At 62.1% G+C, this 20436-nt stretch carries 15 protein-coding genes; 9 read left to right on the forward strand and 6 right to left on the reverse strand.

Annotated features, from left to right (window positions below):
* Positions 1-90 precede the first annotated feature (90 nt).
* On the reverse strand, positions 91-540 hold the full coding sequence (locus tag B9A12_RS06140) for an Hsp20/alpha crystallin family protein (RefSeq protein WP_139796517.1): 450 nt from the start codon (positions 538-540) through the stop codon (positions 91-93).
* 302 nt (positions 541-842) lie between these two features.
* On the opposite strand from B9A12_RS06140, the gene B9A12_RS06145 reads away from it, so the two are divergent.
* A complete protein-coding gene (locus tag B9A12_RS06145) occupies positions 843-1709 on the forward strand; it encodes a DUF3786 domain-containing protein (RefSeq protein WP_170920387.1) in 867 nt (288 codons plus the stop codon).
* A 255-nt stretch (positions 1710-1964) separates the two neighbouring features.
* Here B9A12_RS06145 and B9A12_RS06150 read toward each other — a convergent pair whose 3' ends face one another.
* Complete coding sequence (locus tag B9A12_RS06150) at positions 1965-2879, reverse strand: hypothetical protein (protein ID WP_139796518.1); 915 nt, start codon at positions 2877-2879, stop codon at positions 1965-1967.
* A gap of 263 nt (positions 2880-3142) precedes the next feature.
* Here B9A12_RS06150 and B9A12_RS06155 point away from each other — a divergent pair, with 263 nt between their 5' ends.
* Positions 3143-3394, forward strand: coding sequence for an FmdB family zinc ribbon protein (locus B9A12_RS06155; RefSeq protein ID WP_084057013.1), 252 nt, complete (start codon positions 3143-3145; stop codon positions 3392-3394).
* A gap of 147 nt (positions 3395-3541) precedes the next feature.
* Here B9A12_RS06155 and B9A12_RS06160 read toward each other — a convergent pair whose 3' ends face one another.
* Both B9A12_RS06160 and ftsY read right to left on the reverse strand, forming a co-directional pair.
* Positions 3542-4720 (reverse strand): CaiB/BaiF CoA transferase family protein, encoded by a 1179-nt coding sequence (locus B9A12_RS06160; protein ID WP_084057124.1) that lies wholly within the window; start codon positions 4718-4720, stop codon positions 3542-3544.
* A gap of 153 nt (positions 4721-4873) precedes the next feature.
* Positions 4874-6058 (reverse strand): signal recognition particle-docking protein FtsY, encoded by a 1185-nt coding sequence (ftsY, locus tag B9A12_RS06165; protein ID WP_084057014.1) that lies wholly within the window; start codon positions 6056-6058, stop codon positions 4874-4876.
* Between the two features lie 150 nt (positions 6059-6208).
* Here ftsY and B9A12_RS06170 point away from each other — a divergent pair, with 150 nt between their 5' ends.
* Positions 6209-6877, forward strand: coding sequence for a class II aldolase/adducin family protein (locus B9A12_RS06170; protein WP_245802368.1), 669 nt, complete (start codon positions 6209-6211; stop codon positions 6875-6877).
* A 37-nt stretch (positions 6878-6914) separates the two neighbouring features.
* Here the strand turns inward: B9A12_RS06170 and B9A12_RS06175 are convergent, their stop codons facing one another.
* Both B9A12_RS06175 and B9A12_RS06180 read right to left on the reverse strand, forming a co-directional pair.
* On the reverse strand, positions 6915-8930 hold the full coding sequence (locus tag B9A12_RS06175) for an acetate--CoA ligase family protein (protein ID WP_084057015.1): 2016 nt from the start codon (positions 8928-8930) through the stop codon (positions 6915-6917).
* 25 nt (positions 8931-8955) lie between these two features.
* Positions 8956-9363, reverse strand: coding sequence for a thioesterase family protein (locus B9A12_RS06180; RefSeq protein ID WP_084057016.1), 408 nt, complete (start codon positions 9361-9363; stop codon positions 8956-8958).
* A gap of 430 nt (positions 9364-9793) precedes the next feature.
* Here B9A12_RS06180 and B9A12_RS06185 point away from each other — a divergent pair, with 430 nt between their 5' ends.
* The 6 genes from B9A12_RS06185 to B9A12_RS06215 all read left to right on the forward strand — a co-directional run bounded on the left by B9A12_RS06185 (position 9794) and on the right by B9A12_RS06215 (position 20353).
* Positions 9794-10288: a rubrerythrin family protein gene (locus tag B9A12_RS06185; RefSeq protein WP_084057017.1), complete on the forward strand. Its 495-nt coding sequence runs from the start codon at positions 9794-9796 to the stop codon at positions 10286-10288.
* 278 nt (positions 10289-10566) lie between these two features.
* Entirely contained in the window at positions 10567-13833 is a 3267-nt protein-coding gene (recC, locus tag B9A12_RS06190; RefSeq protein ID WP_170920388.1) for an exodeoxyribonuclease V subunit gamma, read from the forward strand.
* Between the two features lie 110 nt (positions 13834-13943).
* The gene (gene recB / locus B9A12_RS06195) at positions 13944-17561 is read left to right on the forward strand and encodes an exodeoxyribonuclease V subunit beta (RefSeq protein ID WP_170920389.1); all 3618 of its coding nucleotides are present in this window, start codon (positions 13944-13946) and stop codon (positions 17559-17561) included.
* A 185-nt stretch (positions 17562-17746) separates the two neighbouring features.
* Entirely contained in the window at positions 17747-18625 is an 879-nt protein-coding gene (locus B9A12_RS06200; RefSeq protein WP_084057020.1) for a transposase, read from the forward strand.
* Between the two features lie 747 nt (positions 18626-19372).
* Positions 19373-19699, forward strand: coding sequence for a Yae1 family protein (locus B9A12_RS06210; protein ID WP_170920390.1), 327 nt, complete (start codon positions 19373-19375; stop codon positions 19697-19699).
* A 189-nt stretch (positions 19700-19888) separates the two neighbouring features.
* Positions 19889-20353, forward strand: coding sequence for a TspO/MBR family protein (locus B9A12_RS06215; protein ID WP_212636843.1), 465 nt, complete (start codon positions 19889-19891; stop codon positions 20351-20353).
* Positions 20354-20436: the final 83 nt, after the last annotated feature.

The raw sequence follows: 20436 nt of genomic DNA on the forward strand, positions 1-20436 counted from the left end.
ACTGTCTGCCACACGGATGCAGGCTTTCGCCTCACCCGCGCTTTCATGTTCGTCAATGCTCGGACGTGTCAAGAAAAATCGGGAAAAAGGTCAGGGGCCGGGTCGCACGACGATCTTTTTGGCCTGCGCGCGCTCTTTGGGGACCCGGATGGTCAGAACGCCGTCGCGGAATTGGGCCGAAATCTCTTCCTGCATCCCGTCTCGGGGCAGCGAAAGACAGCGATGGAAGAGACCGCAAGGACGTTCACAACACACCGCCTTCATTCCTTTCACTTCCTTTCCGGCCCGCTCGCCGCGGATGACCACACGCCCTTCCGTTGCTTCCACCCGAAGATCCCCTTCCGAAACACCGGGCAGATCCACCACCGCGATCCACATTCGGTCGTCTTCGTAGACATCCACGGCGGGCTTCCAGGCACCCCCAGGGGCCTGGTCCGCCTCGCGGCCGTCCCTGACCGTTTCCATGCAATTTCGATAGAGCGCGTCCATGCGCTCTTTCAGATGGAGTATCTCGTCCACCATGTTTGCAGCCGGGGTCACCCTCTTCCTCCCTTGTTCCTCTTCTTCAATTTGTCATCGGGGCTTGTCGCCTTCCCCAAAGCAGGTTTCAGGAACCAACCAAAAACTAAGGTGGACCCTTGGCACCGTCAAGATCGACGCCGAGCCGCTTTTTACCGCCCCACCCCTGACAAGTCGAGCCATCGTTCTTATGAATTCTAGGAAAGACCCATGCGGCCGTCGCTCAAAGACGTGGGGAAGGTACCGTAAGGAGCGAAGAACACGGGTGATGTGTGGCCATGCGTGACGACAAAAGCGGCCGGCCGCACTTCCAGGAGGCAGCCATGGACGAAGAAAAACGCCGGATGATCCTCAACCGGATCACCCCCATCGACCTCTTCAAGCGGACCCCCAAGACCAACTGTGGCGAATGCGCTCAGCCCAGTTGCCTGGCCTACGCCACCCAGGCGGTGGTGGGGGAAATCCCTCTGAGCTCGTGCCCATATTTGGATCCAGAAGATATGGCGGACATGGCAAGCCGCCTGGACCGGCAGCTCCAGGCCGGTATCGGCAAGAAGCGGGAAAGTTTTGAAAAGACCTTGGAATTCCTAAGAGAAGAGATGGCCAAGTGGGACCTGGAGGCCCTGGCGCCGCAACTGGGGGCGGAAGCGCAAAGGGATCCCGAAAGCGGAATGGCCCGGCTGAGGATCGCCTACCTGGGCGACCAGGTGGAGGTCTCCCGGGCCGATGTGAGATCCCTCGGCGGCCGCCAGATCAGCCCCTGGGAAAAGATCTTCCTTTTCAACTACGTCATCGGGGGAGCGGTGGATCCTTCCGGCACCTGGGTGGGCATGGAAAGCCTTCCCAATTCCATCTCCAAGATCAAGAGCCTGCAGTCCCACTGCGAAGAGCCGCTGGCCAAGGCCTTTCCCCAGGACCGAACGGCTCTCGCCCGGGCCGTCTCCCCCTGGTTTTCAGAACTGGAACCGGAAAACGGCCAAGCCGACTGGGCCGGCGAATGCCGCGTTCTTCCCAAGGTGTCCCTTCGCCTGTTGTGGTGGGCCGAGGACCCGGAAGACGGGTTTCCAGCCCGGGTCAAGTTCCTTTTCGACAAGCGCATACTGGACACCCTGGATCTGGAATCTTTGCTTTTCGCCTGCGAAGAGGTGACCGAAAGGATTTTGAATCGGCGTTCGCCCGAGACTTCCTAGCCCCATGCGGACCCCGGCCCCTCCAAGCCGCGAAGAGGCTGTCCGACAATGGCCTTTCGTTCTTTTGTGGCTTTCTGACCCGTTGCAATTCCACCGGCCCCGTGGTGCTTCTTGAACTTTCAGACAGCCTTGTGGGAGCGGGTTCAGAACCCGCCCCTACTGCTGAAACGCCGGGCCCGCAGTACGCCCCGGCTGGTAGCCCCAACCTTCCGTCCACACAAGAAGGGAGTAACCTGGGCGTTCTCAGCCAGCCTCCTATCCGTCCGTCCCATGGGACCCTTGCCGGGCCATCCACCGGCCCGAACCGGGGCTGGCAGCCCCCCGAAGACGCTGGGCGCGCCACCGCACGTGGTCCTGGAGGTCCCGCAGAAAAGGAAGGGGAGCCCGGTGGCATCCCAGATGAAGGCGCACGAAATCGGCCAGGCTTTGCCCCAGCCCCGCCTGGTGGACGAAGACCGCCTCTGCTCCCCCCTGCCCGGGAAACCGCTCCCGGAAAAACGCCTCCGCCCCCTGGGCCAGATGGTTCAGGGCCCCTTCCAACCCTTCGTTGGGGGGCGGCGCCGGGGCGCTTTCCAAGAGCATCTGCGCCAGGTAACGCCACGCCCGGGGCGCGCGTTTTGGATCCACCAGAAAGGGATAACGCCACACCAGCTCCGTGGCGGACCAGCCCCTGGAAGCGGCCAGGGACGAAAAGGCGCCCAGAACCCGTTTTCCCCACAGCAGCACGTGAAAGAGGGGATTGGCCCTCCGGCTCGAATAGTAGAAGGCATTCAGGCCGTGGGCCAGTTCCAGCCAGAACCTTTGCTCCCCCGCCTTCAAACTGGAAAAGACGCGGGAAGCCAGGCACTGCTCCCGGGCGCACTTGCTTCCGTAGCCCACCCGGTCCCGCAAATCCCGGCCGCCGTTTTGGCAGGGGTGGAGCAGACAGCCGATCCGGCGCCCCTGCGCATCCAGGTAACCCAGCGCCCAGCAGGAAAACCCCACGATGGGTCGCCCCGGAGGGGACGGCTGGCGAAAGGCCCGCCGGTTGTCCCGGAACTCCCGCTTGAGACTCCCCACCCAGTCCAGGGGATCGTAGTGAGCAGGTCGGATGGGTGGGCAACACCCGAAACAGGACCGCTCCGAATCTGGCGCGCACAAGAAGACCTTGACATCCTGGCCGGTCGTCATGACCTCCACCCCGGTACGGCACACCGGCTCAGCACTGTTTCCGCGCGGCGGCCCCATCGGTTCTTGGTTCCTGGTTTGCGCTTCTTGGTCTTCCCATGAAGGACCCCGGATCGTATGCCAGCCGATCGGCCCGTCTCCGGCACAGGGCGTGGCCCGGACGGCGCCCGAGCACCCGGCATTCGTTCGTTGACTTGATCGGAGGCGTTTGTTAAGAGGCGAACGGTGCCGCCCGGCACGAATCCAGACACAGACGAGGTGGAGCCATGCCGATCTACGAATTTCGATGCGTTCAATGCGATCATATCCAGGAAGTGATCGTTTCCAGCAGCAGCGCTCCCGTGGAAATGAAGTGCGAAAAGTGCCAGGGAGAGGAGCTGGAGCGGGTCCTGAGCCGCGTCAGTTACATGATGGGCGGATCGTCTTCTTCCGGAGGTGACGGCCCCAAGGTCACCACCAAGAGCTGTTCGCCGGGAAGCAGCTGCGCCACCATCGAACTTCCCGGCCACACCCGCTGATCGGTTCGTGCGGAACCGCCGCCGGCCGCATCGGCCCATCTTCACCCAGGACGCGAGGAGCCGCGGGACTCCGGTGCCGCGGCCATCCCGAAAGGTCGGATCCCAGCCGGCCGCCGTCCCCATCACAAGTCGCTCTCCCGCCCGAGTTTACACGGCACCTTCTTGCCGAAGGCTCTCAATGGTTTCCTCGTCCAATCCCGCTTCCAGGAGCACTTCCCGGGTGTGTTCTCCCAGGTCGGGGGCATGGGTTCGGATCGTTCCAGGGGTTTGGGAAAACTTGGGAGCCAGCCCCATCTGTCGGTAGGCACCCCAGGCCTGGTGGTGCAGTTCCACCACCATCCGCCGTTGGATCATGGCCTCGTCCGTCATGACTTCCGCCAGGTTCAAGACGGGCTCACAGCAACAATCTTCCGATCGAAAAACCTGGATCCATTGGGCCTGGGTCCTTTCGGCAAAGACCGCCGCCACCTGGTCCCTCAGTTCCTTCTGGTGCGGGCCGGGCAGGAAGTAGTCGGGACGATCCCAGTCAGGCCGTCCCATCACCCGGCAGAACGCCTTCCAGAACTGGGGTTCCAAAGCCCCCAAGCTCATGTGGCGCCCGTCCCGGGTTCGGTACACGTCGTAGCACGCCAGGCCGTGGTTCAAAAGGTCGTCTCCGGGTTCGGGAATCTTGGCGTCGGCCAGAAACTTCCCCCACCGCAGGCAATTCCAGGCAACGGCGCCGTCCGTCATGGAGATATCGATCATCTGGCCCTCCCCGGTCCGTTCCCGCCAGAAGAGCGCCGCGGCGATGCTGAAGGCGGCCGTGAGGGCCCCGCCTCCCAGGTCACCGATCTGCACACCCGGCAACACGGGATCCCCGTCACGCCCGCAATAGGACAAAACGCCGCTCAAGGCCAGGTAGTTGATGTCGTGGCCCGCCCGCTGCGCCCGGGGCCCCTCCTGGCCGTACCCGGTGATGGCGCAATAGATGAGGCGGGGATTGATGCGGCGAAGCTCCCGGTAGCCCACCCCCAGCCGGTCCATGACCCCGGGCCGGAACCCTTCCAGGATCACGTCCGTGGAAGCCGCCAGTCGGCGGAAAAGGTCGCGGCCGGCGGGCTTTTTGAGATTCAGGGTCAGGGATCGCTTGTTGCGATTGAGAACCACGTGAAACCCGCTGTTGGAGCCGACCTTGGGGGGCCACCATCGGATGTAGTCCCCCACCTGGGGATCCTCCACCTTGATCACGTCGGCTCCCAGGTCCGCCAGCAACATGGAACAAAAGGGGCCCGGAAGCAATCTGGACAGATCCAACACCCGAATGCCTTGGAAAGGCCCTGCCATGGTTTCCTCCCCGTCGGTCCCCCGCCGCAACGCGCTCCCTGGAAAGGGCGAGAAACAAGGGAATGCATCACCCCTCTCCCCTCCCAGGGCACCGCGGAATGGCCATGGATCAGAAATTCCCAAAAAGCCCAGAAGCCATGGTCGGACAGGCCCTTAGAGAAGGGCTTCGGCAAATTCCCGCGGGTCGAAAGGCCGCAGGTCTTCCATGCCCTCTCCGATCCCGATGAAACGCACGGGCAGTTGCAATTCGTGACAGATGGGCACGATCACCCCGCCCTTGGCCGTGCCATCCAGCTTGGTCAGGATGAGGCCCGTGATGTTCATGGCTTCCCGGAAGACCCGGGCCTGGCTGATGGCGTTCTGTCCCGTGGTGGCGTCCAGGACCAGAAGGATTTCATGGGGCGCCGTGGGCATCTTTTTTTGGATCACCCGGTGGACCTTCTTCAGCTCCTCCATGAGGTTCACCTTGGTGTGCATGCGCCCGGCGGTATCCACGATGACCACGTCCGCTCCACGAGCCTGGGCCGCGTCCAAGGCATCGAAGGCCACGGCTGAAGGATCGGCTCCGCTCTTTTGCCGGACCACCGGCACGTGGATCCGTTCCCCCCACCGTTCCAGCTGCTCGATGGCCGCCGCCCGGAAGGTGTCGCCCGCCACCAGCAGGGGCGAAAGGCCGCTACACTTGATCCGATGGGCCAGCTTGCCGATGGTGGTGGTCTTTCCCACTCCGTTGACGCCGATGACCATGATGACGAAGGGCCGGGTGGTGGAGGGATCGAAGGCCGGGGCATCCACGGAAAGGATCTGGGTGATCTCTTGGCGAAGAACTTCCCGCAGGCGCGCCGGATCCTGAAGCTCCTTGCGCTGGACCCGGTCGCTCACCCTGTCCAGGAGGAGCTGGGTGGCCGGCACGCCCAGATCGGACGTGATGAGGATCTCCTCCAGCTCATCCATCACCTGGGCATCGATGGTCTTCTTGCCCAAGACCAACCGGTCCACCCGGTCGGCCAGCCGCTCGCGGCTTTTGTGGAGGCGTTGTCGGAGGCGGGAAAAGAACCGTCCCCTTTCCGCACCTTCTTCCGTCTCCTCAGGCTCGCCGTCCCGCGTCTCTTCAACGCTCTCCCCTCTCGCATCGGACGGCTCCTCTTGGGGCTCCGCCCCGGCGGGGACGGCTTCTTCGCCTACCGTCTCGGTGGCTCTTTCTTCCTCCCGTGCCTCCACGTGGCCCGGGAGCTGTTCTTGCTCTTCGGGTTCGGGGGCCTCCAGGGTCGGCTCCTGGTTCACTTCCTTTTCTTGCGTGCCAACGTCTTCTTTCTTCCGTCGAAACCAACGAATCATGACGGGTCTTTTCCTCCTTGCGCGTGGGCGCCACCCCCGCACCTCTGGCGCCCGTGACTTGGCCGTGTTATGAGATGGTGGTCTTTTTGGAAAGACCCTGGCGACTTTAGCACAGCGCCCCGGAAAAATGAAGAAAACGGAGAAGGATGCATGCACGAAAGGTCAGAAGGCGCAACGGAAGACACCATGCGGCTGGAGATGATCCAGGTCTGCCGGAAACTGGCCCGGGAAGGGCTCGTGGCAGCAAGTGACGGCAACGTGAGTTGCCGCCTGGACGAGGCCCATTTTCTCATCACACCCAGCGGGCGACCCAAGGGCGATGTGGAGGCTGAAGAGCTCCTGGTGGTGGACTCTCAGGGTGAGGCCCGGAGGGGCGCCGGCAGGCCTTCCAGCGAAATCCGGATGCACCTGTTGGTGTATCAAGAGCGGCCGGATGTACGCGCTGTGGTCCACGCCCACCCGCCCCTTCTGACCGCCCTCACCCTGGCCGGGGTTCCCTTCCCGGCCGATGTCTTTCCCGAGGTCTGGATCTCCGTGGGGCCGGTCCCCACAGCCCCCTACGCCACGCCGTCCACGGAGGAGGTCCCGCGGGCCATCGCCCCTTTCGTGAAAGACCACCAGGCCGTCCTCTTGGAACGCCACGGGTCCCTCACCGTTGGGGAAAATCTCAGCCAGGCCTTCTACCGGCTACAGAAGCTGGAACATGCAGCCCGATGCCTGCTGGCGACAAGGCTCTTTGGCGCCGGCCTGCCCGAACCCCTGGATGCGGCACAATTGGGCCGATTGGAAAAGATTTTCGGATCCCCCATCGCCCACTGATCCACCATGACGAGAGAAGAAAGCCGCCCCCGGACCCTCATGTTCGCCAGATGATGCGGGCGTCGGCCACCACCAGGCCTTCCGAATAGGCAAAGACGGGATTCAGGTCGATTTCCAGAATGTCCTCGTGGGTTTGGGCCAACTGGGCCAGCTTGAGGATGGCATCGGCCAACGCCTCCTTGTCCACCGGCGGCGCACCCCGGAAGCCGTTGAGAAGCGCCGCCGCCTGGATCTCTTCCATCATGGCGAAGGCATCCCGACGGGTGATGGGCAGCAGCCGCATGGACACATCCCGGAAAAGCTCCACCGTCACACCGCCCAACCCGAAGAGAAGAACCGGTCCGAACTGGGGATCCCGGTTCATGCCCAGGATGACCTCCACCCCGGAAGCCGCCATGCAGCTCACCACGGCGCCTCGAATCCGGGCGTCGGGGCAGGCCTTCCGGGCGCTTTCCATCATCTTTTCGTAGGCCTGCCGCACTTCCTGGCCCGAACGCAGCCCCAGCTGCACCCCGCCCACATCCGATTTATGGAGGATGTCCGGGCTGTCGATCTTGAGCGCCACGGGAAATCCCAGCTGATTGGCCAGATGCACCGCCTTGCCGGGGCTTTCCGCAAAACGGTGGTACACGCATTCGAAGCCTTCCTTTTCCAAAAAGGCCAGACACTCGCTCAGACTGGGATGCCGCCCCCCGTCCGTGGCCGCGGGAAAGGTGGTTCGAGCCGGCCGGCGCTTCTTTTCCGGGGGCACCAGTTGCGCCAGGGCCCGCACGCCCCGCTCTGGAGTGGGAAAGACGGGGATGTTTTTGAGATGCATCCTTTTTCGCTCCACCTTCTCCACGTCCGCCCCGCCCAAAAAGATGACCAGCTCCTGGGCGCCGGGCGTGATCACCGTGGAGGCGTCCGCCACGGGATCCCCGAAGATGACCCCCAGGATGTCGTAATGGGCCCGGGCCTTTTCCAGAACCGCCTGGAACATGGCCGCGTTGGCATCCCCGGTGAGATCCAGCGGGTTGGCGGCGATGGCATGGGCCGGGATCACCCCCTGGAGCGCCTCGGCCAGCTCCCGGGGCAGCGGGGCCACGTCCAGACCCTCCTTTTCGGCCGCATCGGTGGCCAGAATGGCCGCTCCCCCCGAGGTGGTGACGAAGAGGATCCGATTTCCCGGCGGAGGATTCAGATAGGCGAAAGCCTTGGAAAAATCGTAGAATTCTTCGATGGTTTCCGCCCGCACCACCCGGTGGGCCTTGAACAACGAGGAATAGACCGCATCCGCCCCGGCCAGGGACTTGGTGTGGGATTCCGCCGCCACCTTTCCTTTGGGAGTGCGCCCGGCCTTGAGCACCACCACCGGTTTGGCGGCCTGATCAACGGCCCGGCGGAATTCCGCCGGCCGTTTGATGCCCTCCAGGTACAAGGCGATCACCCGGGTGTTGGGGTCCTGCTCGAAGTAGTGGATCAGGTCCGTTTCATCCACGTCCGCCCGGTTCCCCAGACTCACGAAACAGGACACGCCCAGTTCCTCGTCGGAAAACCAGTCCATCATGGCCGCGCCCACCGTGCCGCTCTGGCTGATGACCGCCACGCGGCCCTGGCGCTGCAACAGCGGCCAGGAAGCGCACAGGGGATGGTAGGGATTGTTGACTCCCTGGCAGTTGGGGCCGATGAGGCGCACGCCGCCCGCTCGAGCCGCCCGGATCACCTCCTGCTGGAGCGTTTCCCCTTCGGGCCCCGCCTCACTGAATCCTCCCGTGATCACCACCGCGGCCGGCACCCCCTTTTCTCCACAGTCCGCCACGGCCTGCGGGACGAAGCGTGCCGGGATGATGATCACGGCCAGGTCCACCGTGTCCGGAACGTCCTTCACATTTGGAAAGCACTGCAGCCCCAGGATGGTCTCGCTCTTGGGGTTGATGGGATAGATGGCCCCGGGGAAGCCACCTTCCAGGATGTTTCTCAGGATCTCGTGGCCCAGCTTCTCGGGACTTTCGGAGGCTCCAATCACCGCCACGCTGCGCGGGCGAAAAAACGCGTCCAGATGTTGCACTCCCATGGCGCCCTCCCGGTTCGGGTTCTTCTCAGGATGCCATCTTTCGGGCCTTCTCTTCCACGCGGGCGTTGAACTTGTCCGCCTTGATGATGAACCGCTCATGGGTGGCCTCTCCGATCTTTTCCACCTCGTCGAAGGCCTCCAGCGTGAAGGTGAGCTTGCGGCCTTCCACGGCCGTCACCTCAGTCACCACACGCACTTCCATGCCCAGCGGCGTGGGAGCCAGGTGTTTCAGGTTCATGGACATGCCCACCGACTGCATGCCCGGTTCCAGGTGTTCGTCGATGAGCATGGCCGAAACCTGTTCCATGAGACCGCCCAGAAAAGGGGTGGCAAAGACGTCGGGAAGGTTTTCGAAAAAGCGGCGGGCCGAATGTTCCGCCTGCGTCTTGAACCGCAGTTCCTTTTTCATGCCAACGGAAAAAACCTCGCTCATAACAACCTCCTCGTCTGTACCAACGCTCATCCGTCAAACCTGCCGGGGGCTTGGGGCCCGGGAAAGGACCGGGGTCCTGTTCCATGGTCCGCGTCTGGCCGGGCACTGCGTCGGACGGGTCCGACGGCCCACACTCCACGCGTTACGCAAAAAGGGATGGGGTTCGCCGGGCACGGTGAACGGGAATCGGAAAGCGAGCGATCCGAGGCGCAGCCCAGGGGAGCCGGGAAGGACAGAGAAGGGGACGTTGACAACACCCAGCACCCGGCATCCTTTCAAATCCGCCGGACTGTGTCAAGCAGAGGAGTCATCCGCCCTTGTTGACACCCTTTCAGCCTGTTCTTACTTTTTCTAAGATTGGTTTTTATGGTCTCACCAAGCCTTTCTTTTTTCAAAAACCCCCAAAAGCCCATCTTCCACGGAGGTCAACATGTCCAAGACGGAGCAAGATCTGCAAGAAGCGTTTGCGGGAGAATCCCAGGCCAACCGAAAGTACCTGGCGTTCGCCGAAAAGGCCCGGCAAGAAGGCTACCCCGGAGTGGCCAAGCTCTTTGAGGCGGCCGCGGCAGCGGAGACGATCCATGCCCACAAGCACCTGAGGGTTCTCAAGGGCATCCGGAGCACCCAGGAAAACCTTCGGGAAGCCATTGAAGGGGAAACCCACGAATTCAAGAGCATGTATCCCCAGATGATCGAAGATGCCAAGGCGGAAGGCCATCGGCAGGCGGAGATCAGCTTCAGCTACGCCAACGAAGTGGAAAAGGTCCACGCCTCGCTCTACGAAGAGGCCCTGAAGGATCCGGAAAACTATCCCGTCAAGGACTGGTTCCTCTGCCCCATCTGCGGGTACACGGTGGCGGACGAGCCCCCCGAGCGGTGCCCGGTGTGCGGTGCTAAAAAGGAACGGTTCTTCAAGGTGGCCTAGAGACCGCTTCGCGCCCCTTTCCCCCATGCCCGGGCCCGGCCCGGGCTTTTTGGGGTCTTCTCGCAAAGAGTCCCCTCGCCGGTTCATCATGAGCATTGGGGAGGTCGCCCCCTCAACGGCCGTCTGAACCAGCCAATCCCACCCATCCCGGACCACGGATCCCCCAGACCACGGATGACACCCCTTGTGGCCCGAAAGCCCCTGTGGCATATCTCCAGTAGGAAAGCTTTCATGGGCCATCCGGAAAGGGCGGGAGGATCCTGGGGAAGATGCAATCCATGTGGCGAGTGGTAGTGAGCAACAGAACGGAAAGACTCTTTGAGGCCTTTGCAGACGACCTGAAAGAACCGCTTCCGGACCCGATGGAACCGGAAATCGTGGTGGTGCAGGACATGGGGATGGCCCGATGGCTCACCCATCAACTGGCCCGCACCGCAGGTATCTCGGCCAACATGCGCTTTCTGGTTCCGGCGGATCTGGTGTGGATCGTCTACGGGGCGTGGCTGGGGCTGGAGATCCAGCCGGAAGCCTGGAGCCGCCCGGTGCTCACCTGGCACATCTTTCGGTATTTATCCGACTTTCCGGACCAGGAAGATTTCGCGGAACTTCGCCGTTACGTTTCGAAAGACCCCTCCGGCCTCAAGGCCTATCAGCTGGCGGAGCGGATCGCCGCCGTCTTCGACCGCTACCTGGTCTATCGCCAGGACAGGCTCCTTTCCTGGGAAGAAGGAAAGGAGCAAGGGTGGCAGCCGGTGCTGTGGCGCCGCCTGGTGAAAACCATTGCCGAACCCCACCAGGCGAGGCTGCACGCCCGATTCCTAAAGGCCGTGGACGACGGAGGCCCCCCCCAGCGCCCGGAGGCTTTGCCGCGCCGGGTGAGCCTTTTCGGAGTGAACCATCTGGCACCGGTTCACCTGGAGGTCTTTGACCGCCTGGCGTCCCATCTTCCCGTGACCCTCTACTATCCCAATCCCTGCAAAGAATACTGGGGCGACGTGGAAACGGAAAAAGCCCAGAGCCGCATGGAAGCGCGAACGGGTGGGGCCGTATCCGGCTTCGGCGACGGCGTCAACCCCCTCATGGCCTCGTGGGCTCAGTCCGGGCGCTTTTTCTTCGATAAGCTCCAGACGATCCATAAAAAAGAGGAAAAAGACTGCTTTGAAGAGCCGGCCCCCGACGAGCCGGCCTCCGGCTCTCTCCTGAGATGGGTGCAAAAGGACATTTTGCACCTGACCGATCGCCGACCGAAAGAAGCCGGCCACCGAGAACCCTGGACCGGCGAGGACCGCTCCCTTCAGGTACACGCGTGCCACTCGCCCATGCGCGAAGTGCAGGTACTCCACGACCGGATCGCCTGGATGCTGGAAGACATCGGCGATCTTACGCCCCAGGACATCGTGGTCATGGCCCCCGATATGGACGTTTATGCGCCCTACGTGGAAGCCGTCTTCGGCACCCGGGACGATCCGCGCATCCCATGGAATCTTTCGGATCGAAGGCCTCCCGTGGAAGACCCGCTGCTGGGCAAGGCCCTGGAGATGCTCTCTTTGCCCCGCTGGCGGATCACGGCCTCCGACGTGCTCTCCCTTCTGGAGGTGCCCGCCGTGGCCGCCCGGTTCGGCCTGGGCCCGGCCGATCTGGAACGGGTCCGCACCTGGGTTCGAGAAACGGGCATCCGCTGGGGCCTGAATTCGGGTCACAAAGAAGAATTGGGGTTTTCGCCCGATGCTTCCAACACGTGGCAATGGGGCCTGGACCGGCTCTTTGCCGGCTACGCGCTTCCGCCCAGCGAGCTCTTTTGCGGCGAGGTGCTTTCCTATCCCCACGTGGAAGCGTCTTCGGCCGAATGCCTGGGAGCGCTCCAGGATCTGCTGGACCGCATCGCGTTTTGGAAAGGGATCCTCAAGGAACCTCACCTGGCTCCCCGTTGGCAGGAACTGCTGAACGAACTGCTGGACGATTTCTTCCTGGCCGACGGCCAATGGGAAGGGAGCCTCGGAACCTTCCGCAAAGCCCTGGACCGCTTCCGGACCTTTGCGGATCTTGCCGACATGTCCTCGCCCCTTTCCGTGCAGGTGGTTCAGGCCCACCTGGGCGCCTTTCTGGAAGCGGCCCCCAGCATCCGCCGTTTTCTTTCCGGCGGTGTGACCTTTTGCAATCTGGTTCCCATGCGCACCATCCCCTTCCGGGTGGTCTGTCTCCTGGGCCTGAACGATACGGACTTTCCCCGCATGGATCATCCGCCCCAGTTCGACCTGGCGGCCACCGACCCCCGGCCGGGGGACCGGCTGCGCAACCGGGAAGACCGGTTTCTCTTCCTGGAAGCCCTTCTGTCCGCTCGGGACGTGTTCTACATGAGCTACGTGGGTCGGGACATCCGCGACGACAGCCAACGGGTCCCGAGCGTCCTGGTTTCGGAACTGCTCGACTACGTGGACGCCTGCTGGGTTCTTCCGGACGGACGGCCCCCGTCCGAGGAAATCGTGGTGCACCATCCCCTTCAGCCCTTCAGCCGCCGCATTTACGACGGATCCGACTCTCGTCTCTTTTCCTACGACCGGCAGTGGCTGCAAGGGGCCCTAGCGGAAGAAGAAAGCATGATGCCCCCCTTCTTCCCCGAAGAAACGCGACTCGCGCCGCAGGAAAGCACCCCGGCCGACGAAGTGGACCTGGACGAGCTCCTGCGGTTTTTTGAAAACCCGTCGCGCTGGTTTTTGGAAAAGCGGCTGGGCATAACCCTCTTCCGGGAAGAAGACCCGATCCTGGACGAAGAGCCCTTCAGCGTGAAGGGGCTGGATCGCTATGGGATGGAAACGGAAATCCTGCAAAGGATCCTGGAAGGATCGGACCTGGAAGAGACCCGGCGGGTCCTTTGCGCCCGCGGGTTGCTCCCCCAGGGAACGGCCGGGCAAGCGATCTTTCACGATACCCTGCAAACCGTGCAGGAACTGGCCCAAGCCGTGAAGAAACAGGCAGCCGACCGTTTGCAATCGGTGGCGGTGGATCTGCCTTTGGAAAGCGTGCGTCTGCAGGGCAGAATCCCCCTGGTCACACAAGGGGGACAGCTCCAGTTTCGACCGGCCAAGATCAAGGGGAAAGACCGGCTGCGGCTGGGAATCCGCCATCTGGTACTGTGCGCCGTCCGCCCTTCGGGAATCGCCCTGGAAAGCGTGCATGTGGGAAGAAACGCCCAAAAGGGAAAGATCGAGGTGTTTCGGCTGAAAGAGGTGACCAATCCTGAAGAGCACCTTCGGACCCTGCTGGACCTGTGGCGGGAAGGCCAACGAAGGCCGCTTCCCTTCTTTCCCGATACCAGCTGGGAATTTGCGGATCGATTCAAAAAGAACAAGTCCATAAACGACGCCTTGGCCCGGTGCGCCCGCACCTTCCAGGATGACCACAACCCGTGGGGCGAAGGGTTCGATCCCTTCGTTTCCATGGCGTTTCGTGGAAAGGATCTTCTGAAGGCTCCCCTGGTCGATGCATTCCGTAAGATCGCCTTGAAGGTCTACGGTCCGATCCTTGAGGCGGTCCACAAAGAGTGATCCGCTAAGCCGAAAATGGCAAAACCAAAACCGCAATGCGTGCGAGCCCCGTGGACCACGGTCTGGGTGCGGTTTCACCGGCCAATCCCACAAACGTTGGAGACCATGCCATGAACTCCCTGGAACCTCTGAAAATGCCCCTGAAAGGCCTTCGGCTCATCGAAGCCAGTGCGGGTACGGGAAAGACCTACAACATCGTCCTCCTCTTCCTGAGAGCCCTCCTGGAAAGGGACCTGGACATCGGCCACATCCTGGTGGTGACCTTCACCAATGCGGCCACGGAGGAACTGCGCGAACGTCTGCGCCACAGGCTGCGCCAGGCCGTCCAAGTCCTCTTCCAACGGGCGGGCGGAGTGGACGTTTCAACGGACGATCCGCTGCTGAACGCCCTGCTGGTGCAACGGGATTCAGCAGACCTGCTCCGGGCCGCCTGGAAGCTCCGGGAAGCCGCCAGCCGGTTGGACGAAGCGCCCATCTTCACCATCCACGGCTTCTGCCGCCGGATGCTCCAGGAATTCGCGTTCGAAACCGGGGCGCCCTTCCAAGCCGAACTGATCTCCAACGAAGAGGAGATCCGCCGCCAGGCAGCGGCGGATTTCTGGCGGCGTGCGCTGGCCGAAGCCGAAGAGACGGAAGCCCGGTGGTTTCTTGAGACCTGGGGCGGCCCCGACGGTCTTTTGGAATCGCTGGATATTTTCCGAGGGGCCACGGATATCAAGGTTCTTCCCCAGCTCAACCGGCCAAAGATTCCCTGTTTTCGGGATCTGGGCCACCTGTTCCAGGCGGTGCGGGACGGCTGGAAACAGTACCGGGAAGAGATCGAACACCTCTTTAAGACCTCCAAGGCCCTCAACCGAAGGTCCTACAACAAATCCGTCATCCAAAGTGCACTGGAGGCCATGGACGCCCTGGCATCCCAGGGTTCCACTCCGCTGGTCCTTCCGGAAGCCTTTCGGCGCTTCACGCCCGCCATGCTGGAAGAAAAGGGAACCAAGAACGGATATCCCACCCCGACCCATCCTTTCTTCGAGCGGTGCGGGCGCTTTCTGGACTGCCTTGAAGAAACGAAACGGCTCCAGAAGATCTGCGTGCTGCAGAATGCCTGGAACTTTCTCGAAGAAGAGACGGCACAGAGAAAGGCACTGGAAGAATGCCTTTCCTTCGACGATCTTCTAAACATTTTGGACCGGGCCCTGGACGGGCCGAGCGGACCCGATCTGGCCCAAGGGATTCGACTCAAATACCCCATGGCTCTTATCGACGAATTCCAGGACACGGATCCCGTCCAGTACCGGATCTTCCAGCGGATCTACGAACTTCGCCAAACCCCCCAGCCCCTTTGCCTCATCGGAGACCCCAAACAGGCCATCTACAGCTTTCGGGGCGCGGACATCTTCGCCTACATCCAAGCCCGCCGGGACGCCGGTTCGCAAAACATCTACACCATGGACACCAATTGGCGCTCGGCGTCCCATCTTGTCCAGGCAATCAACCGCCTCTTCAGGCGAGCACCGGCCCCCTTTATCTACAAGGAAGACATTCCATTCCACCCCGTCGAGAGCGCCCGAAAGGCCGACGCTGCCCCCCTGGTACTGCCCGAGAGCCAGCCCGGCAAACCGCCCGCCGCCCTGCGCATCCGTTTTCTCCGGTCCGAGAGATTAGAGCTTACACAGGCGGGGGACATCACAAAGAAATCTGCCCGTGAAGCGGCGGCGGCGGACTGTGCAGGGGAGATCGCCCGGCTGCTCAATTGGGCCGCCGACGGGCAGGCCCGCATCGGCGAAAGTCCCCTCCAAGCAAGAGATATCGCCGTGCTGGTCCGCTCCCACCGGGAAGGGGCCATCGTTCAAAGAGCCCTTCGGAAACAGGGGATCGCCAGCGTGAGCCTCCAGCGCGAAAGCGTCTTCAGCTCCAGGGAAGCCGATGAGTTGCTCTCGGTGCTGGCCGCACTGGCCGCCCCCTCCGACCAAAGGCTTCTTCGGGCCGCGCTGGCCACGGAGATGCTGGGCTGGGACGTCCCCCGCCTGCAGGAATTGAACGACGACGAAACGCTCATGGAAAGCGTCCAACAACGCTTTTCCCACTACCACGACCTGTGGCAACGGCGCGGTTTCCTCCCGGCCTTTATGGAACTGCTCAAAGGAGAGAAAGTGGTGGGGCGTTTGCGTTCCCTTCCGGAAGGCGAAAGGCGCCTCACCAACACCCTGCACCTTTTGGAACTCCTGCACGAAGCGGCCCAAACGCACACAGGAACGGAAAGGCTCTGCCGGTGGCTCCAGGAGAAAAGGGCCTCGCACCCCACGGCCGACGAAGAGCAGCTTCGGCTGGAAAGTGACGAAAACCTGGTCCAGGTGGTGACCATCCACCGCAGCAAGGGCCTGGAATACCCGGTGGTGTTCGTGCCGTTTCCCTGGTCGGACGGCCCGCCTCAAGGCAAAGGGCCCGTCCGATTCCACGACCCGAACGACCTGAAGCTCACTGTGGACCTGGGTTCCGATCAGATCGATGCACACAGGAAATTGGAGGAACAGGAAGACCTGGCCGAACGGATGCGCCTCCTGTACGTGGCTTTGACCCGCGCCAAGTACCTGTGCGTGGTGACCTGGGGAAAGATCAACGGAGCATCCAGATCCGCCATGGCCCGGCTGCTCTTTCCGGATTCGGCAGGGGGAACTTCCGACGTCGGCGCGGCCAGCCGGATGGAGGATCTGGACGAAGAGGCCATGCGCCGGGAGCTGGCAGAGCTGGCGGACGATTCCCAAGGCACCATCGCGGTGGAAGACGCGAAATGGGAAACTCCTGAGAAGCTGCACGATGGCGGTGCCCACCAAACTTCCCACCTTTCAGCACGCACCTTTTCCGGAAAGCCGGGCCCCGAATGGCGGATCACCAGCTACTCCAATCTGGTGGCCGGAGCCGATCCCCACGAACCGGACTACGACGCCGTCCCGTCGCTCCCGCTGGAAACGCCGCCTGAAGACGTCTCGGATCCCGCCTTTCTCTTTCCCCGGGGCCCTCGGCCGGGCGAATGCCTTCATGAAATCATGGAAAACCTGGACTTTCCCACAGCCCAGAAAAAGGACCTGGAAACCGTGGTAGGAGACGTTCTCTCCCGCTACGGCCTGGATCGGTCCTGGACGCCCAAGGTCATTCCGTGGGTGAACCGGGTACTGGAAACCCCCTTCAGCGAAAACGGCGAAAACGGACTGAAACTGCGAGACATCCAAGGTTCAGACCGCCTGAACGAACTGGAATTCCACTATCCCGTGGGAAGCCTCACACCGGAGTTGCTTCGCCGGGCCGTGCAGGGAGATTCCTTCTACGAACGCTCCCTGGAGGGCCTCGGCTTCGGGGAAATCCAGGGGCTCATGCGCGGCTTCATCGACCTGGTCTTTCGCGCCCACGGCCGCTATTACATTGTGGACTACAAGTCCAATCACCTGGGCAATCGAGTGGAAGACTATGGAAGGGACGCCCTGGAACGCGCCATGCGCCAGCATCGCTATCCGCTGCAGATGCTCGTCTACACTCTGGCCGTGCACCGTTATCTGAAAACACGAATCTCCTCCTACGACTACGACCGGCACTTCGGCGGCGTCTACTACCTCTTCCTTCGGGGCATGCGGCCGGAAAAGGGGGCCAGCACGGGCGTCTTCCACCACCGGCCTTCCCGAAAACTAGTGGAGCGCCTCAACGAGATGCTAGCAGGTGGCCAGGAGCCGACCTGACAACGCCCCGGTGGCTCCCTTCTTGTCCGTAAGAAGGGGACACGTAAGAAGGTACGTAAGAAGGGGACAGGTAAATTATCATTCCACCGGTTCTACTTTTTTGTTATCAGGGCAGAGAGAAGGCCAGAGAAAGCTGGGAGATTAAACGAGACAAAGACACGCCGCATGGAAGGGGGAGGACGGCCATGGCACGCACCCGGCGCATGAAGGTTAGCGGTGAGGAGGCCTACTACCACGTGGTATCCCGCACCGTGGGCGGAGAGTTTTACTTGGGGGATGTGGAAAAGGAAAGGCTCCTGCAGGTGATCCGAAGCTACGGGCGGCTCTATTTTGTGGAGATCCTGGGCTTTTGCCTCATGAGCAACCACTTTCATCTGGTGGTGAAGACGCGAAGTTGCGTGGACGTGACCGATGCGGAGATCGTGGAGCGGGTGAGCTCCCACTATGGGCTGGATCCGGAGGTGGTGCGAGGAAAAGACCTGGCCGCCCTGCGACAAAAGCTTTGCGACCTATCGGAGTTCGTCCGGTCGGTAAAGCTGGACTTTTCCCGGTGGTACAACCGAAAAAACCGGCGAAGGGGCTATTTCTGGGGGGATCGGTTTAAGAGCGTGCTTTTGGAAGGGGGCGTGGCCCTGGCCCAGTGTCTCGCTTACGTCGAACTGAATCCTGTGCGGGCCGGCATCGTGGATCGCCCCGAGGCCTACCGCTGGAACAGCCTTTCCTTCCGGCTGGCGGGACGAGGGGACTTTTTGAGCTGGAACGGCATGGATATGGGCGATGTGCGTCGGTATTGCGCCATGGTCTACCAGGTGAGCAAGGGCGGCCGGCTGGATTCCACGGGCCGCGAGCAGGGGCGGATCCGGGGAGATGCCGGGGAACCGGTGAGCCTTTGGCGGCACAAGGTGCGCTTTTTTACAGACGGCCTGGTGTTGGGTTCAAAAGCGTTTGTGCTAGACGCCTACGAGCGGTTTTCCGGATGTATCCACAAAAAGGAGCGGCGGGCTCACCGAGCCGCGGGCGTGGAAGGGGTGTTTTCCCTTCGAAGATTGACGGCGGCGGCGTGAGGGCTTTGGCGGGATTGGACGAGGCGACGGTACCGGACAGTCGATAGTTAGGGACAAGTTTTTTATCGCCGGCCTGCGGGTTAGCCCCCTCGCCTCCCGAAGCCCTCGGAGAGCAGCCCATTGGCCGCCTCTGGAGACTGTGCTATTTTCAAACGGTATCCAGGACCTTTCACCAGGAGTCTGCCATGGGTGGCTACGATGCCGCCATGAAGGTGATCCTGGCCCATTGCCGGGAGGCGGAGCTGGAGTTTTTCCTGGGCCTGCAGGTCGACGCATCGGAGATCTTGGAACTTCCCCAGGAGACGGCTTCGGTTCGGCGAACCGACTTTCCCATCCGAGTGCGGGCTTCGGATGGACGGGTTTTCATCGTGCTGCTGGAAGTGCAAAGTCGGTGGAAGCCGAACGTGCCGTTACGGCTTTTGGAATACGACGTGCGCTATCGGCTGAAGACGGGCCTGTCGGTCTTGCCGGTGGTATTGCTTCTCACTGCCAGTGGGGGCGTGGTGGAAAGCTTCGAAGACGGCGGAATCCGCTATCGGTTCCGGGTGATTTCTCTGGCCGCCATGGACGCCCAGCAGGTGCTGGCCTTGGGAAATCCGTGTCTCATGCCGTTTGTGGGGCTCATGCGGGGAGGCGCGGAGATCTGCGCGAAACGACAAGGCGGATCTTCTGACCGGCATGGCCCTTCTTTCGGGCCTTGTGGACAAGGATCTGCCTCGCGGGCTCCTGGAGCGCAGGAGGGGCATCATGATGGAATCCTATGCCTACGAACTGATCAAAAAGGAAGGCTACGAGGAAGGCGTCCGCTCGGGAATCGAGCAGGGTCTGCAGCAGGGAAGACAGCAAGGCATGGAACAAGGGTTGGAGCAGGGACTGCAACAGGGGACCCTGGAGGCCACGAGGGAACACATCGTCGAAATCTTGCAAGAACGCTTTCAGGATGTTCCCAAGGAGATCCTTCGCTCCCTTCGAAAGATCCACGATCCGGATGCGTTGAAACTGCTTTTCAGGAAAGCTCTTCGGGTCGATTCCCTGGACGCATTCCACAAAGCAGTGTCGGGCTTTCTGGATTAGGCCGCCCTTCCCCCGGGGCCTTCCAACGGCGCCCAAACCGTTCATTTGACGCCCTTTCAAGGCGGCTTGATCGTCCCCCCGTGCCGATGCCGGCCCTTTGTGGGTAGACTGACCATGGGAGAGCGGAAAGCAGCAGGGAAAGGGCCCTCCTCGCCGGTCCTGATGGGTAACCGCAATGGAGGGGATGTCGTGAAAAGTTCGGCCATTGGTTTGATCGCCTGGGTCTTGCTGTCCATGGCCGCCGGCTGGATCGGGTCCCGGTTTGTGCCGGGGCAATGGTACGCGTCCCTGGTCAAGCCCCGATGGACCCCGCCCAACTCCGTCTTCGGCCCCGTCTGGTCGGTGCTTTACCTGCTCATGGGCATCGCCGCTTGGCTTGTCTGGCGCAAGGCGGGATTGGCGGGAGCCCGCACGGCGCTTTCCTTGTACCTGGTCCAGCTGGTTCTCAATTCTCTCTGGTCTTTTCTTTTTTTCGGAGCCCACCGGCCCGGGCTGGCGTTCTTGGAGATCGTGGTGCTCTGGTCGGCCATCCTGGCAACGACGGTGCAATTCTGGCGCGTCTCTGTTGCGGCGGGAGCTGTCATGTTACCCTATCTCTTGTGGGTCAGTTTCGCCGCTGCGCTCAATTGGAAGCTCTGGCAGCTGAACGCATGAGCCTGCGGGACCTTTCCGGGGGACAAGCCTTTCCCAGCGACCCTGTGGTATTCTCCGGGCCGGAGGTCCGAGGATCGTGTGGA

Origin of the sequence: Desulfacinum hydrothermale DSM 13146, assembly GCF_900176285.1 — a bacterium.
GTDB lineage: Bacteria > Desulfobacterota > Syntrophobacteria > Syntrophobacterales > DSM-9756 > Desulfacinum > Desulfacinum hydrothermale.